Source organism: Micromonospora kangleipakensis (assembly GCF_004217615.1).
Taxonomy (GTDB): Bacteria; Actinomycetota; Actinomycetes; order Mycobacteriales; family Micromonosporaceae; genus Micromonospora; species Micromonospora kangleipakensis.
The window spans coordinates 3086743-3101524 of record NZ_SHLD01000001.1; the positions used below are offsets into that span (position 1 = coordinate 3086743).

The 14782-nt window shown below is 73.3% G+C and carries 13 protein-coding genes and 1 riboswitch; of the genes, 8 read left to right on the plus strand and 5 right to left on the minus strand.

Annotated features, from left to right (window positions below):
* Window positions 1-62 precede the first annotated feature (62 nt).
* From EV384_RS34805 to uppS, 5 genes are all read left to right on the plus strand, one after another.
* On the plus strand, window positions 63-620 hold the full coding sequence (locus tag EV384_RS34805) for a hypothetical protein (RefSeq protein WP_165439830.1): 558 nt from the start codon (window positions 63-65) through the stop codon (window positions 618-620).
* A gap of 151 nt (window positions 621-771) precedes the next feature.
* On the plus strand, window positions 772-1563 hold the full coding sequence (locus tag EV384_RS14855; protein ID WP_130340566.1) for a hypothetical protein: 792 nt from the start codon (window positions 772-774) through the stop codon (window positions 1561-1563).
* A 287-nt stretch (window positions 1564-1850) separates the two neighbouring features.
* Window positions 1851-1992, plus strand: a riboswitch (cyclic di-AMP (ydaO/yuaA leader).
* Window positions 1993-2220: 228 nt separating this feature from the next.
* Window positions 2221-3042: a C39 family peptidase gene (locus EV384_RS14860; protein WP_130333864.1), complete on the plus strand. Its 822-nt coding sequence runs from the start codon at window positions 2221-2223 to the stop codon at window positions 3040-3042.
* Window positions 3043-3164: 122 nt separating this feature from the next.
* A complete protein-coding gene (locus tag EV384_RS14865; RefSeq protein WP_130333866.1) occupies window positions 3165-3917 on the plus strand; it encodes an alpha/beta fold hydrolase in 753 nt (250 codons plus the stop codon).
* 44 nt (window positions 3918-3961) lie between these two features.
* Window positions 3962-4744 (plus strand): polyprenyl diphosphate synthase, encoded by a 783-nt coding sequence (gene uppS, locus EV384_RS14870; protein WP_341273633.1) that lies wholly within the window; start codon window positions 3962-3964, stop codon window positions 4742-4744.
* 39 nt (window positions 4745-4783) lie between these two features.
* On the opposite strand, the gene EV384_RS14875 is transcribed toward uppS, so the two are convergent.
* From EV384_RS14875 to EV384_RS14890, 4 genes are all read right to left on the minus strand, one after another.
* Window positions 4784-6499 (minus strand): CDP-glycerol glycerophosphotransferase family protein, encoded by a 1716-nt coding sequence (locus EV384_RS14875; RefSeq protein ID WP_130333868.1) that lies wholly within the window; start codon window positions 6497-6499, stop codon window positions 4784-4786.
* 30 nt (window positions 6500-6529) lie between these two features.
* Window positions 6530-8041: a bifunctional cytidylyltransferase/SDR family oxidoreductase gene (locus EV384_RS14880; RefSeq protein WP_130333870.1), complete on the minus strand. Its 1512-nt coding sequence runs from the start codon at window positions 8039-8041 to the stop codon at window positions 6530-6532.
* 139 nt (window positions 8042-8180) lie between these two features.
* Window positions 8181-8981, minus strand: coding sequence for an ABC transporter ATP-binding protein (locus EV384_RS14885; protein WP_130333872.1), 801 nt, complete (start codon window positions 8979-8981; stop codon window positions 8181-8183).
* Window positions 8974-9876, minus strand: a complete 903-nt coding sequence (locus tag EV384_RS14890; protein WP_130333874.1) for an ABC transporter permease — start codon at window positions 9874-9876, stop codon at window positions 8974-8976. Before EV384_RS14890 ends, EV384_RS14885 begins: the two co-directional genes overlap by 8 nt.
* Window positions 9877-10042: 166 nt before the next feature.
* Between EV384_RS14890 and EV384_RS14895 the strand changes: the two genes are divergently transcribed.
* From EV384_RS14895 to EV384_RS14905, 3 genes are all read left to right on the plus strand, one after another.
* Complete coding sequence (locus EV384_RS14895; protein WP_130333876.1) at window positions 10043-10675, plus strand: TetR/AcrR family transcriptional regulator; 633 nt, start codon at window positions 10043-10045, stop codon at window positions 10673-10675.
* Window positions 10676-10837: 162 nt separating this feature from the next.
* Entirely contained in the window at window positions 10838-11947 is a 1110-nt protein-coding gene (locus EV384_RS14900) for a DegT/DnrJ/EryC1/StrS family aminotransferase (RefSeq protein WP_130333878.1), read from the plus strand.
* Window positions 11944-12987, plus strand: coding sequence for a Gfo/Idh/MocA family protein (locus EV384_RS14905; protein ID WP_130333880.1), 1044 nt, complete (start codon window positions 11944-11946; stop codon window positions 12985-12987). The genes EV384_RS14900 and EV384_RS14905 overlap by 4 nt, the downstream gene beginning before the upstream one ends.
* A 55-nt stretch (window positions 12988-13042) precedes the next feature.
* Here EV384_RS14905 and EV384_RS14910 read toward each other — a convergent pair whose 3' ends face one another.
* Window positions 13043-14695, minus strand: coding sequence for a glycosyltransferase (locus EV384_RS14910; RefSeq protein ID WP_242624068.1), 1653 nt, complete (start codon window positions 14693-14695; stop codon window positions 13043-13045).
* Between the last annotated feature and the right edge of the window lie 87 nt (window positions 14696-14782).

The window sequence follows — 14782 nt, forward strand, 5'->3', positions numbered from 1 at the left end:
CGGAGCGGGGCGACACGCCCGGCGGCGATGCGGCGGGGTGCCGTCGGCGGTAGCGTGGGACCGTGCTCCCGGTCGCGCTCACCTGTCCCATGTGGTGGGTGGCGCGCTGGACCGCCCGCATGCTGGCCAGTCTCGCCGTCGTGGTCGCCTGCTCGCTCGGCGCCGCCACCCTGCCCGTCGGGGCGGCCGCCGCCGCCCAGGCGGCCCCGGTCGAGGCGTTCACCCCCGCCGCCCCGGAAGCCTCCCGGTCGGCGGCCGCACCGGCCCTCCGCGTCGGGGCCCGCGCCGTTCCCGAGCCCGATGACCAGTCCGGGGCCGCGGGCCCCGCCCTGATCGGCGCAGCCGCACTCGACCCGGGCCGGGTCACGAACGGCTCTGCTGTCCTCGACGCGGGCCGCGTAATGCCTGGAGCGACCGCCGACCGGGGGCGTGCCGTGCGGGGGTCGGTCGGCGCGGCCGGTGGCGACCTCGTGGCCGGGACGGGCCAGCAGGCCCAGCCGGTCGGCGTCGGCTCCCCGGCGGCAGCTCCGCGGGCCGTGATCGTCGCGGCCGCCGCGGACCGCGCCCCGGGCGGGACCGTCCCGGCGGCCCTCGGCTCCCGGGCCCCGCCCGCCCGCTGACCCTCCGCGGACCACGCCCGCAGCCGCTCTCCACCGAACCTCACCCCCGCACCCCGCCCGACGGCGGCCCGGTGGCGCCCGTTCCGGTCGCGCCCCGCCGCACCGGGGCGTGCGGACCTCTCCTCCGCCACATCGCTCCCGTGAGGTGCCGATCATGCAGACCGTTCTCTACCAGTTCCTGATCGAGGTTCCGCAGGCCGCCGCCATCTGGTCGGCCCTGCTCCTGCTCGCCCTGGCCGTGCTCGCCGTGCTGGTCGCCCGCCCGGAGCGGGACGCACCGTCCGACGCCGAGCCGGTCCCCGACCCGGCCGCCGAGGAGGCGGCCCGCCTCGCCGATCTGCGGCGGTACGCCGACGAGGTGGCGGTGGCCGCCGCCGGGGCCGCGCAGACCGCGCGCCGACGGCGGGAGCAGTGGCTGCGCGCCCACGACGAGGTCGACGGGGCCTGGCGGGCGTACGACGAGGCGGAGAGCGCCGCCCGTCGGCTCGCCGGCGCCGCCGTGCTGCCCGCGCCGCGTACCCCGCGGACGCCGACGGAGTACGCCGCCCGGGAACGGTGGCTGCGCCACGCCGCGATGGCGGCGCACTGGCGGGGCGACCTGTCGGCGCGGCAGCTCGCCGACGTCCTCGCGCACCGGAACGGGTGGGACCCGCGCCGGCACCCGGCCGAGCAGGAGATCGTCCTCGCCCGGGTGGTCCGCGACGGCCGGCTGGCCGGCTACCGCGCGGCGACCGAGCGGGAGCAGCGGGCCTGGGGGGACGCGGAGCTGGCCGCCGAGGCGGCCCGGGCGCTGGCCGTGGAGGCGTACGCCGCCGCGGCGGCGCTGCGCCCCGGCCCGGTCCCGGGACGCCGCGCGGAGGCGCCCACCCAGACCCTCGCCCCGGTGGCGACCGGCGCCGCCCCGGCCCGGCCGGCGCGCTGGCGCCCGGCGCGGGTTGGCTGAATTGTGACCTGAATTCGGTGAGCCTGGTCACGCGAATCGGGAAACGGTCATCGGGGTCAGTCGGGGTGATCGAGCACCGCAATTTCCGGCCGCTCGCCACCCGATGTCCGATTGTCGCCCGGCGGTTCCCTCATAACTGCTCGTCCCATTGAGTGACGTCAGTGACGGGCTGTTCCGGTCACAGTAATGGTGACCGAGGTTTACGCAGCTAGGAGCGCTTGGCAGGGCGGGTACCCGCCGGTAGTGTCATCGCGTCCGGTGCGGTTTCCGATCGCAAGAGGCGACGCCGCGCCGACCCGCTCAATCGTGATCTCACGAACCGGGGACCCAGTGCACGTCCGGGGTGAATCCGCGAGCCACGGCTCGCGGTAGGGCGATCTTCCCGCCCGAATCCGTCAGCTAACCCGGTAGGCGGTGTCGGAAGGAGTTCCATCCTCGTGCAACCTGATCCCACCCCTCGTTCGTCCCCCCGCCTCCACGGCGCCGCGGTGCCGTCGCTCGCCTGACCGGTGAGCCGATTCCGGTATCCGCCCTGCCGCCCGGTTGACCCGGGCGCGCCCCCCGTTTCCGCGGCCACCCCCGCCCACGACCTGTCATCGCGCGTGAACTCCGCGCGTCGGGCCGGCGTGCGCCGCTCCCGCCCCGTGGAGGACCAACGTGAAGCACACCCTGAAGCGGCAGCTGCGGCGCCTCGCCACCGAGCGCCCGTACCAGATCGTCGCCGGCTCCGCCGCCGCCCTCGTGCTGGCCTCCGGCACCGGCGCCCTGCTCACCGGCACCGGCGACGCGCCGGTCCGCCAGGAGACCGCCGCCGCCGTCGCGGAGCTGGCCCCGCGCCTCGGCGACGTGGCCACCCGCAGCCAGGAGCGGATCGCCGCCGTCCCGTCGACCTCGCCCAGCGCCAAGCCGTCGCCGAAGGCGACCTCGGCGAAGCCGGACCCGGACCTGACCCGCAAGGCGGCGCCGAAGCCGCCGTCGACCAAGGTCCTGGACTACAACTACGAGGCGCAGCTCTACTACTACAACTGCGGCCCGGCCGCGGTCCGGAACGCGCTCAGCGCGACCGGCATCGAGACGACCCAGGACGCGCTGGCCGGCCCGCTCGGCACCACCGAGATGGGCACCAACTCGGCCGAGGACACCACCCGAGGGCTGAACCAGATGGTCAAGGGCAACCCGTACCGGACGCACATGATCCCGGGCGCGGCCACCCCCGCACAGATGGACCAGCTGCAGGCCGACGTGGTGAAGGCGATCACCGACGGGCGGGGCGTCGTCGCCAACATCGCGGGCGACGCCACCGACACCGACGGCGGTTGGCACTCCTTCCCGGGCGGCCACTACATCGCCGTGGTCGGCTACAAGAACGACGGCCGGACCGTGCGGATCGCCGACTCGGCGAACCCGGCATACCCGGCGTACTGGGTCACCACCATCGACCTGGCGAACTGGATGTCCACCCGCGGCTACTCCGCCTGATCCACTCCGCGTCACCCGTCGGGCACCGGCTCTCTGAGCCGGTGCCCGACGTCGTATGCCCGACGCACCGGGCCGCCGCCGGCTCTCGCGCCTGGTGTCCGACCGGTGGCACACTGCGCCGTATGGGCGACGAGACGGGTACCCGCCAGCTGCTGCTGCTGCACGGCCTGGGCGCCACCGGCGAGGTGTGGCTGCCCTGGGCGCCGCTGCTGGAGCGCCGCTGGGCGGGGCGCTGGCTCGCCCCCGACCTGGCCGGGCACGGTTGGTCGCCGCCGCTACCGGCGTACACCTTCGCGGCGCTGGCCCAACGGGTGGTGGCGGGCCTTGGGCCGGTCGCCGACCGGCTGGGGCCGCGGGACCGCCTCGTGGTGCTCGGGCACTCGCTCGGCGGGGTGGTGGCGTTGGCGCTGGCCGCGCGGCAGCTCGGCCTGCCCGTCGACGCGGTGGTCGGGCTCGGCATCAAGGCGGTCTGGTCACCCGCCGAGCTGGACAAGGCCCGGGAGTTGGCCGAGCGGCCGGTCACCTGGTTAGCCAGCCGGGACGAGGCCGCCCGCCGTTACCTGCGCGTCTCCGGCCTCGCCGGCCTCTTCGCCCCGGACCATCCGGTGGTCGACGCCGGGCTGCGCCGGGAGGACGGCCGCTGGCGGCTGGCGATGGACCCGGCCGCGTTCGGGGTGGGGGAGCCGAAGCTGGCGGCCCTGCTCGCGGCGACCGACGTGCCGGTGTTGCTCGCCCGGGGCGAGCAGGATCCGATGGTGACCGATGCCCAGCTCAAGGAGTTCGGCGTCCCGGTGGCCACCCTGCCCGGCCTCGGGCACAACGCCCACGTCGAGGACCCGGAGGCCGTCCTGGCCCTCCTCGACCCGTACCACTGACCCGCGGGCCGGTAGGGGGCTCGCCGCGGTGGTTTGATCTGATCATGATGCAGCCCGTCCGCCGCGCGGCCTATCGGCTCTACGCCCGCCGTCTCCGCGCCCAGTTGGCCCACACGTCGCTGCCGCGCCACGTCGCGATGGTGATGGACGGGAACCGCCGGTGGGCCAGGCAGATGGGCTTCGACGACCCCGGGCTGGGCCACCGGTACGGCGCGGAGCACATCCACGAGGTGCTGGGCTGGTGTGCCGAGCTGGGTATCCGCCACGTCAGCCTGTTCGTCGCCTCCGTCGACAACATGCGCAAACGAGCCTCCGACGAGGTGGCGAACCTGATGCGGATGATCGAGGACGTCGTGGCGGAGCCACTCCTGCGTCCGGCCAACCCGTGGCAGCTCCACCTGGCCGGCCGCGCGGACGTGCTGCCCGACTCGACCCGCCACGCCCTGAAGCTCGCCGAGGACGCCACCCGTGAGCGGGCCACCGACTTCCACCTCACCGTCGCCATCGGCTACGACGGCCGCGAGGAGATCGTCAATGCCGTTCGTGCCCTGCTGGAGGACGAGGCGAGAGCGGGCGCCACCCTCGACGACGTCGCGCAACGCCTCACCGCCGACGCCATCGCGGCGCGTCTGTACACCGGCGGCCAGCCCGACCCCGATCTGGTCATCCGCACGAGTGGCGAACGCCGGATGTCCGGGTTCCTGCTCTGGCAGGCCGCCTACTCCGAGCTGTACTTCTGTGACGTGTACTGGCCCGGCTTCCGGAAGATCGATTTCCTCCGCGCCCTGCGCTCCTACTCCGCTCGCGGTCGACGGTTCGGAGCGTGACGACCCCGACGGGCGCCGTCGGACCTTGCCCCTGAGTGGTCAGGGCGTGGGGGAGAGGCGTGACCCGTCCTGGGCGACGGCGTCGGCGGTCCGGGGCGCCGGCGGGTTCCAGTCCGGTTCGAGCTGCCGGCGGGCGGCGTCGAGGAACGCCTCCGCGTACGAGTCGGCCGGGAAGTCGCCGAGGTAGCGGCTCCGGGTGGTCGACCGGTCGGCCGCCTTCGGGTCGGTGTCGAGCAGCTGCGTCAGCACCTCGTCCACGTTGGACATGTCCCGGCGCAGCACGTAACCGGAGCCGGCCAGCGGGAACCGCTCGACGAAGTGCTCGCCGTCGACGCCCATGTCGGTGACCGCGTACGGCTTGCCGGAGTAGAGGTAGTCCGAGATGACCCCGGAGACGTCCGAGACCAGCGCGTCGGAGCGGTTGACGCACTCGGTCAGGGTCAGCTCGCGGGCGGCCGCCGCGCCCCACAGGTGCGCCCGGCCCGTCCGGGCCTGGTCGGCGGCGAGCAGCTCCGTCAGCCGGGCGAGCTGCCGGGCCGAGGTCGGGTTCTGCGAGGTGTACGGGTGGGCCCGCAGGATCACCGTGGCGCCCCGGTCGAGCAGCCGGCGGATCACCGCCTCGGCCACCGGCAGCGAGCAGTAGTTGGCGTCGGCGTGGTGCCCGGTCCAGGTGGGGGTGTAGAGGACCGTCGGGGCGGCCAGGCCGCGCGCCGGCTCCCGGCGTACCTCGATCGCCTCGACCTGGGGGCGGCCGACCACGACGAACTTCTCCGCGGGGATCTCCACGCCGGCCCGGGCGTACCGGTCGATCGCGGCCGGCCCGGCCACGAAGATCCGGTCGAAGATCGCCGAGACCGGGTTGGCGCTGGGGGCCTTGTCGCTGTCGCCGTGGTGCAGCTGGACGTGGGTGAGCTGCTGGAAACGGATGCAGTGGCTGTTCTTCGCGCCGTGGTTGACGTAGAACGCCGCCCGCAGGCTCGGTACCAGTGCCTCGTCCATCGTCTTCAGCGTCGGGCAGAAGACGACCGGGGCGCTCGTGGCGGCCGCGACGGTCGGCAGGAACTCCGGCTCGCGCAGCAGCACCAGGAACGGTCGGCCGATCCGTTCCAGGTAGGGCAGCCACATGGTGACCTGGTATTCGGACCCGGGCGGGGCCGAGAAGTAGAGCACGAACTCTGGCTGGTGGCGACGCAGCGCCCGGCCCACCGGACCGCCGCCGGCCGGCGGCCGGAACCGCCGTCGGGCGAGGTCCAGGCCGACCGCCGCGCAGCCGGCCCCGACCAGCAGGGCGGCGACCAGCGGCAGCCACGCGGGCAGGGCGGCGCCGGCGGCGACCGCGACGAGCCCGAGCAGCACCAGCAGCGCGTCGCCGAGCCGCTCCGTGACCAGCGGCGCCCAGGTGCGCACCGGCAGGTTCGCGGCGCGGATCTCCAGAGCGCCCGCGGCGCGCAGCGGCCCCGCCAGCAGGACCAGGCCGAGCAGGATCAGCGCGGTGGCGGCCAGCGCCGGGTCGAAGCCGTCGTCGAGCCGGCGGGCGTACCCGACCAGGATGCCAGCGGCGATCAGGACCGACTCGGCGACGCCGTCGGCGCCCGGCCGGATCCGGCGCTCCACCGCGGCGGCGGCCAGCGCGGCCACCGCGATCGCCAGCCCCCACCCGGTCGCCCCGGTGAGTGCCACGACGAGGAACGCCAGCACCGCCAGCCCGGTGGTCAGCACCCGGGCGAGCAGCTTCCGGACCAGGTCACCACGCATGTCGGTCGTCCGTTCCGCGGATCGGGTGGGTCAGGCGTCGACGTCGGCGGGGAGCTGCTCGGACGGGTGCGCGCCCGGCTGGGCGGGCACCGCCGCGACCTGCTCGCCGGGCGCCCGGCGGACGTCGATGACCTGGCCGGTCAGCTCGGAGATCAGCACGTCCAGCGACGCCTGGGCGACCGCCTCGGAGGAGAGCAGGGTGTGCTCCGGCTCCTCGCCGAACGCCTTCGTGCGCATCGGGGTCGCGGTGCGCTCCGGGTTGACGCAGTTGACCCGTACGCCGAACTCCGCCCACTCGTCGGCGAGCGCCTGGGTCAGATTGACCAGGGCGGCCTTGGTGGCCGAGTAGAGCGCGTACCGGGCCCGGCCCCGGGTGTACGAGCTGGAGGTGTAGAGCAGCAGCTGACCCTTGGTCTGCTGGAGGTACGGCAGCGACTGCCGGGCGATGGTGACCGGGCCGACGAAGTTGACGTGCAGGAGCCGGTCCATCGTCTCCTCGTCCATCTCAACGAGGGCGCCCTTCTCCAGGATGCCGGCGGTGACCACCACGTGGTCGATCCGGCCGGTGGCCTCGAAGGCGGTCTTCAGCGCGGCCGCCACGTCCTCGGCCCGCTCGACGTGGGTGCCGGTGGTGGAGCGGCTGAACGGGAAGACCTGGGCGCCGTAGCGGCGGGCCAGCTCGGCGAGGTCGTGGCCGATGCCGTAGCTGCCACCGAAGACCACGATGGTCCGGCCGGTCAGCTCCTCGGTGTAGCTGCGGTGGTCGGTCAGCCGGGGCGCCTGCGCGGCGGCGAGCTGGAAGAGCTTGTCCGCCAGGTGCACGTCGACCGGGTGGGTGACCTTGATGTTCTCGTCCGAGCCGTCGATCACCTTGATCGGCGTGCCGGGCAGGTAGCGCAGCACCACGCCGCAGTCGTCGGTGGCGGCGAAATCGGGGTCGCCCTCGGCCCGGCGGTACGCCTCCCGGATGGTGCCGGAGCGGAACGCCTGCGGGGTCTGCCCGCGGCGCAGGGTGGCGCGGACCGGGATGTCGGTGATGCAGTCGTCCTCGTCGACCTGGATGATCGTGTCGGCCGAGGGGATGGCCACGTCGACCGCGGAGTAGCTCCAGAGCGCGTTCACGCACTCCCGCACGATCCGGGCGCTGACCAGCGGCCGCACCGCGTCGTGGAAGAGGATGTTGACGTCGCCCTCGCCGACCGCGTCCAGCGCGATGCGGGTGGTGGCGTTGCGGGTGTCGCCGCCCTCGATCACCTGGCTGACCTTGCGGAACCCGGCGTTGGCGACGATCCGCTGGGCGTCGGCGACGTGGCCGGTGGCCATCAGCACGATGATCTCGTCGATCTCCGGCGCGGCGTCGAAGACGGCCAGCGTGTGCTCGATGATCGGCTTGCCGGCGATCTTCAGCAGCTGCTTCGGGATGCCCAGCCCGAGGCGGGTCCCGGTCCCCCCGGCGAGGATCACGGCCACCGTCCGCGAGGGGCGCCAGGGCGCCGGGCTCGCCGGCGTGGCGTCCGGTGCGGTGGTGCGGTCCTGCGTCATTGCCGTTCCTCACTTCTGCGGGGGATGGTGGGTTTACGGGTGGATGACCGGGTGGTGAACTTTCGCCGGCAACCAGAAAACCTTAACGCGTACGACGGAGCGCACCGACCGGGCAGCCCGGCTGGTGCGCTCCACGGCCCTACTGCTGGCTCTCGTACGCCGCGATGACCTCGTCGGTCGGGCCGTCCATCTTCAGCACGCCGCTCTCCAGCCAGATCGTCCGCTCGCAGGTGTCGACGATCGAGCTGAGCGAGTGGCTGACCAGGAACACGGTGCCGGCGCTCTCGCGCAGCTCGCGGACCCGCTGCTCGCTGCGGCGACGGAACTTCCGGTCACCGGTCGCGAGGGCCTCGTCGATCAGCAGCACGTCGTGCTTCTTCGCGGCGGCGATGGCGAACCGCAGCCGGGCGCCCATGCCGGAGGAGTAGGTGCGCATCGGCAGCGAGGCGAAGTCGCCCCGCTCGTTGATCCCGGAGAACTCGATGATCTCCGGGGCGAGCCGCTTGACCTCCTCGGGCTGCATGCCCATGGCCAGGCAGCCGAGCACCACGTTGCGCTCACCGGAGAGGTCGTTGAGCAGCGCGGCGTTCACGCCGAGCAGCGAGGGCTGGCCCAGGGTGTAGACCGCGCCCTTGTTCACCGGCAGCAGGCCGGCGATGGCCCGCAGCAGGGTCGACTTGCCGGAGCCGTTGCTGCCGATCAGGCCGATGGCCTCACCCTGGTACGCGGTGAAGCTCACCCCCTTGACCGCGTGCACCTCGGTGATGTTCGGGGCGTTGGTCCGGTTCACGATGCGCTTGAGCGCGGAGACCGGGCTGGCGCCACCGGTGGCCCCCTTGTGGACCCGGTAGACCACGTGCACGTCGTCCACCACCACGGTGGGGACGCGTCCGGTGTCCGCCGCGACGGCGGCGCCCGCCGCCTGGGTCTGCTCAGCCACGGCCGTACTCCTCTTCTCCGCGCCAGAAGTAGATGAACCCACCGATGCCGACCAGTACCGCCCAGGCGGTCCCCAGCAGCCACAGCTGGGTGGGGGAGGAGACCAGGTTCTGCTGGTTCGACTCCAGCAGGGCGTGCCGGGCCAGCTCGATGTAGACCAGCGCCGGGTTGCCCTCCAGGATGGTGGCCGCCCACGGGGGCAGGTGCTCCCGGAACAGTGCGACCGGATAGAGCACGCCGGAGGCGTACAGCCAGGTGCGCATGACGAACGGCATGACCTGCTTGAGGTCGGTGACCTTCGCGCCGACCCGGGCCATCACCATGGTCAGCCCGACGTTGAACACCGTCTGGAGCAGCAGCGTCGGGACGATCAGCAGCCAGCGGAAGGTGATCGGCTCGCCGGTGAACAGGACGATGCCGGCCAGCACGACCATCGACATCAGCAGCTGCTGGAACTGGACCAGGGTGACCGTGATCGGCAGCGCCGCCCGGGGGAACTGGAGCGCCCGGATCAGCCCCAGGTTCGAGGTGATCGCGCTGGTGCCGTTCGTCACCGCGGTCTGGGTGAACATGAAGATGAAGACACCGGTACAGAGGTACGCGATGAAGTTCGACACGTTCCGGTGCTGGTTCAGGATCAGCCCGAAGATCAGGAAGTAGACCGCCGCGTTGGTCAGCGGTGTCAGCACCTGCCAGAGCTGCCCGAGCTGGGTGTTGCTGAACGAGGAGGCGACCTTGGCCCGCGAGTACGCGGTCATGAAGTGCCGGTAGGCCCAGAGCTTGCGGGTGTAGTCGGCCAGGGGCGGGCGTTCCCCGGCGATCCGCAGCCCGTACCGCTCGGCGAGCTGAGCCTGGCTCAGCCCGGAGTCGGGGTCGGCCACCGCGGTGTTGGCCATGGTCAGGTGCTCCGATCTTTCGTGCCGATGGGGAGCAGTGAAGGGAAGGTGTCGCAGCGATGAAATCTAGCGTGCCGGGGCGGCGAGGCCGCCTCGCTGCTGCGTGGAAGGTAGTCCAAAACACGTCGGGACGCAACCGTACCGTCGTTGCGCTACATTGTTCCACGTGACGACCGAGAAGAGGCGTGCGCCGGCCGGTGCGGCGGTGCTGCGCGGCGAGATCACCACGGCCATCCGCGCTGCCGTCATGCAGGAGTTGGCCGAGGTCGGCTACGGCCGTTTCTCGATCGAGGCGGTGGCCCGCCGGGCCGGCGTGAGCAAGACGGCGATCTATCGCCGCTGGCGCTCGAAGCTCGACCTGGTGCTGGACATGGTCTCCGCGGTGGCGGGTCGCAACCTGCCCCTGCTGGACACCGGCAGCCTCCTGGGCGATCTGGAGATCCTGCTGCACGTGATGGCCCGGGCGCTGCGGCACCGGCTGGCCTCGCAGATCATCCCGGACCTGCTGGCCGAGGCGGCCCGCAATCCGCAGATCGGCGAGAAGCTCCAGCTGGCCCTGGACGACTACCAGCAGGCAGTCGGCCGGATCCTGATCGGCCGGGCGGTCGAACGCGGAGAGTTGGCCGCGGAGACCGATCCGCGGGCCGCGGTCGACCTGATCGTCGGTCCGATCTACTGGCGGCTGGCGATCGCCCGGGCGCCGCTGAGCATGGACGAGGTGCCCCGAATGGCCGCCGCGATCGTCGCGGCGCTCCGGGTAGCATGCGTGGGGCCTGTCCGCGACGAGGTGGAAATCTGACCCCCGGCGCCGTCGTCCGCGACCAGCCGCACCGAACGCACGTTGATCCACCTGCCTGGTCGGACAAATGCGGCGACCAGCGATAATTCACGTGAACCAGCTACTATCCCCCTCGGAAGCCGGAACCCCCCAATGAGCACATCGTCGACAGGAGGAAGCCCCATGGCTGGGCCGCACTCAGAGTTCATCCCCCCAGCACGACCGATCATCGGTGAGGCCGAGATCGAGGCGGCTGTCCGGGTGCTGCGGAGCGGCCGGGTCGTGCAGGGCCCGGAGGTCGCGGCGTTCGAAGAGGAGTTCGGCGAGCTGGTCAGCGGCCGGCACTGCGTGGCCGTCAACTCCGGCACGTCCGCTCTCCAGCTCACCCTGATGGCGCTCGGCTTCGGCCCGGGCGACGAGGTCATCGTGCCCTCGTTCTCCTTCGCCGCCAGCGCCAACGCCGTTCGGCTGGTCGGCGCCGAGCCCGTCTTCGTGGACATCGAGCCGGGCAGCTTCTGCGTCGACCCGGAGGCCGTGGCCGCCGCGGTCACCCCGCGGACCGTCGCGATCATGCCGGTGCACCTGTACGGCCACCCGGCCGCGATGGACCGGATCATGGCCATCGCCGAGCAGCACGGCCTCGCCGTCGTCGAGGACGCCGCCCAGGCCCACGGCGCCAGCCTGCACGGCACCCCGGTCGGCGCCTTCGGCACCGCCGGCTGCTTCAGCTTCTACCCGACGAAGAACATGCACTCCCTGGAGGGCGGCATGGTCACCACCGCCGACGCGGAGCTGGCCCGCACCCTGCGGCTGCTGCGCAACCAGGGCATGGAGCAGCGGTACGCCAACGAGATCGTCGGCGCCAACATGCGGATGACCGACGTGGCCGCCGCGATCGGCCGGGTGCAGCTCGGTCAGCTCGGCGAGTGGACCGAGCAGCGCCGGGCCAACGCCAAGTACCTCGACTCCAACATCACCGGCATGGTCACCCCGCCGGTGGCGGACGCGGCCAAGCACGTCTACCACCAGTACACGGTGCGGGTGCGGGGCAACCGGGACGCCGCCCAGGCGCGCCTGACCGAGCTGGGCATCGGCAATGCCGTCTACTACCCGACCCCGATCCACCGGCTCAAGCCGTACCTCACCGCGGACGGCAAGCCCGGCCCGTGGGAGCTGCCGGAGACCGAGCGGGCCGCCGCCGAGGTGGTCTCGCTGCCGGTCCACCCGTCGCTGAGCCAGGCCGACCTCGAGCGGATCGCCGAGGCCGCCAACCTCGCCGGGGGTGCCCGATGAGCGGCGGACGCAAGCTGCGCGCCGGCCTGATCGGCCTCGGCGCGATGGGGCGCAACCACGCCCGCGTGCTGTCCAACCTGGACGGCGTCGAGCTGGTCGGCATCGTCGACCCGGCCGGCGACGTGACCGGCACGCTGCGCGCCCCGGTGGTGCCGCAGCTCGGTGACCTGCTGGCCATGGGCATCGACTACGCCGTGGTCGCCTGCCCGACCGCGCTGCACGAGCAGGTCGGCCTGGAGCTGGCGGCCAACGGTGTCTGCGCGCTGATCGAGAAGCCGCTGGCCCAGTCGGTGGCCGCGGCGACCCGGCTGGTCGAGGCCTTCGAGGCCGCCGGTCTGGTGGCCGGCGTCGGGCACATCGAGCGCTACAACCCGGCCCTGCAGAACCTGCGTACCAGGCTGGAGGCCGGCGAGCTGGGCGAGGTCTTCCAGGTCGTCACCCGGCGGCAGGGGCCGTTCCCGCACCGGATCGCCGACGTCGGCGTGGTGATGGACCTGGCCACCCACGACATCGACCTGACCAGCTGGGTGACCGGCCAGGAATACAGCTCGGTGTCGGCCCGCACGGTCTCCCGCAGCGGCCGGCTGCACGAGGACATGGTCGCCGTCGTCGGCCAGCTCACCGACGGCACGATGGTCAACCACCTGGTCAACTGGCTCAGCCCGCTCAAGGAGCGGTCGACGGTGATCACCGGTGACCGGGGCTGCTTCGTCGCCGACACGCTTACCGCCGACCTGACCTTCTACGCCAACGGCGCGATCGACACCGAGTGGGAGGCGCTGCGCGCGTTCCGCGGGGTGGCCGAGGGCGACATGGTCCGCTACGCGATCCCGAAGCGGGAGCCGCTGCTCGTCGAGCACGAGCGGTTCCGCGACGCGGTCGAGGGCAAGCAGAGCGACATCGTCACCCTGCGACAGGGCCTGCGTACCGTGCAGGTGGCCGCGGGCCTGCTGGAGTCCGCCTCCGACGGTGTCACGGTCAACGTCGGTTCGTCCGCCCTGGACAACAGCGAGCGGAGCGGCCGGGTCGCCGTCGGCTGACCCGACACGTACCCGAAAAGGGCCGGACCGCACGGCGGTCCGGCCCTTTTCGCGGTCACCGAGCGGTCGGGTCGTCCAGGCCGAGCAGCGCGTCGAACCCGCGGCGGGTGACGGTCCAGTCCCAGGTCGCGATCGCGTGCCCGGCGGCCGCCTTCCCGGCGGCCAGCCAGCGCCCCTCGTCGGCGGTCTCGGCCCGGATCAGGGCCGCCGCCTCCGCCGGGGTGCGGACCACCCAGCCGGCCGGGAAGAGGGTGTGCGCGCCGTGCTCCCGCGCCGCGAAGAACGGCCAGTCCCGGATCACCGGCACCGCGCCGCTCGCCGCCCCCTCCACCACCGCGCAGTGGAAGCTCTCCCGGACGGAGGTGCTCAGGATGACGCCGATCCCGGTGAGCGCCTCCGGCACGTCGGTGACCTGGCCGACCCGGACCACCGCGCCCGCCGGCTCCAGCTCGGCGAGGTCGGCGTCGAGCGCCTCCTGGTACTGCCGGACCGCCTCGCCCGCCGCCGGGTTGGGGCCGTCGCCGACCAGCAGCAGCCGGTAGCGCTCGTCCTCCGCCCGGAGCAGCCGGAGCACCTCGATCGCCCACCGCGGATCCTTGGCCACGGCACTGATCCCCACCAGCCCGAGGGTGAACCGGGCGGACGGCTCCTTCGGCCGCGGATAGGCGTGCAGGTCCATCGCGTTGCTGATCACGTGCAGCCGGGGTGCGTGGTCGCCGACCAGGTCGGGCGAGACCGCCGTGGCCAGGTCCCGCAGGTGGTCGGAGACGAAGACCACGTCGTCGACCCGGGTGAAGTCGATCAGGTGGGGCCAGAAGCTGAACGCCTCGAAGCTGTGCAGCCGCACCACGATCCGGGTGTCGCCGGGGTCGACCAGGGTGACCATCGCCGCGGTCGCCACCGCCCAGTCCACGAAGAGCGTGTCCGCCCAGTCGAGGTGCGGCCGCAGCCACCGCTCCACCTGTTCGCCGTACTCCGAGCCGCCGAGCACCGGGTCCGCCGCCATCGCGTCGGGCCGGCGGGTCAGCGGTGCGGCGACCGGGTCGTCGGCGAGGTGCAGGTAGCGGAACTCCACGCCGGGGTGGTCGGCGTACCGGTCCCGGATCTCCCGGAGGAAGTGGTCGTTGCCGTTGGTCATCAGCAGCAGCCGCAGCGGCCGGTCGGTCGGGGCCGGCGCGGCCGGAACGGACCGGCCCCGCGGCGCCAGCAGGCGCCGGCCGACCACGCTGTCCCGCAGCGGGGCGAGGAACGCGGCCGAATCGTCGGCCAGCGGCGAGGTGAGGTGGTCGAAGTGCAGGGCCCGGTGGAACAGCGTGCGCAGCGCGCGGTGCAGCCGCCGGGCCGCCGCCGGGCGGTCGCCCCGGGCGTACGCGGCGTCGGCCGCGTCCAGTTCGGCACGGACCGCCTCGGTCAGGTGCGGAGGCGTCCGGCCGGCCTTGAGCTCGCCGGTCGCCTCCTGCATGAGCAGGTCCGCCCGGGTGTCGGGATCGACCGTGCGGGCCACCGCGGCCAGCGCCGCCCGGGCCTCCGCCGGCGGCCAGCCGGCCCGGGTCATCCCGCTCCGCAGCCGCTTCGCCAGGGTGACCCGGGCCCGGGTCGGCAGCACCGGCGCGGCAGCGACCCCGCGCAGCAATCGGGCCGCGACGCGGTGGCGCACGACCGCGGGCGAGGTGACCCGGCGCAGCACCGGATCCAGCGGGCCCTTCATGGCTGGCCGTCTCGGGTCACGGGGCATCTCCGGTCGCTTGGCGTAGGGCCCCGCCGGGCGCGGCCGGCTGAGCGTGATCGACAGCGT